We start from the raw sequence: 1,368 nt of genomic DNA, 5'->3' as shown, positions 1-1,368 counted from the left end.
ATAGGTCTGAAAGTCGGAGCGCTCAAAAAAAAAGACTTGGAGTCGGCGATTATAGATACGACAGTTCAGATTAAGAACGTGAAGCATCCGCATGATGCATTGTTAATGGAGAAAGCGAGGAAGGAGGTTGTTAATCTTTGCAAGAGGCTTGGAATAGAACTAAACGAGACATACGCCAAGTTTTTTAAGTACGGAATGATGAAGCTGTGAAAGTATAAGAAAGATAGCAAAGCGAAGGTAAGAGGTAAGATACTGAAAAGCATCAAAGTTCGTCTTGGTAGACTGCTTCGAATAGCGACAAGAGGTATAGAAGATAGAGGTCTGATACTAGAGGGTAGTGCGAGAACCATTCTGTCTAAAGCGGGTGATATTCATGCTCAGTCAGTGTTGAACAAAAGAGAGAAGGAGTTGTATAAACAAGACAAGAAGGTCATCTATAGCTTCCATGCACCTGAGGTGGGATGTATAGGTGCGACACGAAGCGGTCAAAAGGAGTTGTGGCCCGTAAGGGAACCACCATCCATGCTACTGGATGAACCTACCGTTCTGAATAAAGCAGCGAACGGGACAATGTAGCGAAATGTAAGCGATTACATGGGGCAGAAAGCGCGAGAAATCTACCCTCCTGCTAACTATAATGCAGGTAAGCGCTAGGTAAGTTAATATGCTGAAGATATCTGAATCTGTGAATGAAGGATCGTCATCCACGAAGATGGTAAATAGTTGATACCATCTAATTGGAAATAGGAAAGAGATTTCTATACTACTCTTTCGTAGCCAAAGCAATATTTCCCGGTCTACAGCAGGCAGCTAAGTTAACTATATACTTCTATAACTGAACGTGGGAACCCTGTACAGCTCCCTATGTCTATAGGGAAAATACTTTGTAAAGAGTATCGATAGCTGTGCGGGAATAGGATGCTGGAAGAAGCAAATGCCAGTCTGTAATGAATTGGATACATATCGTATGATATGGCACGAAAGTGAGCTGACGTCTAGCAGGTGCGGAATGGCAAGAGAGTTTGATGAACCCAATTTATAGAGAAAAGCAAATGGCAATAAACGGAAGTTTAATTGGTGCATCTCTAAGCCGCAGTGGCTCAGAATGGGAGTCTATTCCGTTCAAGAAGGCCACAAAGCTGGTATTTAGGCTACAAGCGCGTATTGCCAAGGCAATGAGAGAAGGGAAGCTTGGAAGGGTTAAAGCCCTTCAAAGGCTCCTAACTCACTCGTTTTACGCTAAATGTTTAGCTGTGAAACAAGTTACCAGCAATGACGCACTGCTGTCCGTGGAAAAAATTAAAGTTAAACTGTATTTATTTGTTAGTTGGCGTAAGTCTTTGATTTCAGGTATATTTCCTGTTGCAA

General features: G+C 42.3%; 2 protein-coding genes and 1 pseudogene. All 3 read left to right on the top strand.

The window, feature by feature from the left end; translation table 11 throughout:
- Positions 1-210, top strand: a pseudogene (locus EDM53_RS06075) (IS5/IS1182 family transposase); the annotation flags it as partial.
- 174 nt (positions 211-384) lie between these two features.
- Complete coding sequence (locus EDM53_RS01540) at positions 385-576, top strand: hypothetical protein (protein ID WP_130121750.1); 192 nt, start codon at positions 385-387, stop codon at positions 574-576.
- A gap of 476 nt (positions 577-1,052) precedes the next feature.
- A partial coding sequence (locus tag EDM53_RS01535) for a reverse transcriptase N-terminal domain-containing protein (protein ID WP_207215405.1) occupies positions 1,053-1,368 on the top strand: 316 nt, incomplete at its 3' end.

The organism is Rickettsiales endosymbiont of Peranema trichophorum, from assembly GCF_004210275.1.
Lineage (GTDB): Bacteria > Pseudomonadota > Alphaproteobacteria > Rickettsiales > Midichloriaceae > RICK02.
The sequence above is the reverse complement of the archived record's forward strand: the minus strand, read 5'-3'. Positions and strand labels throughout refer to the sequence as shown.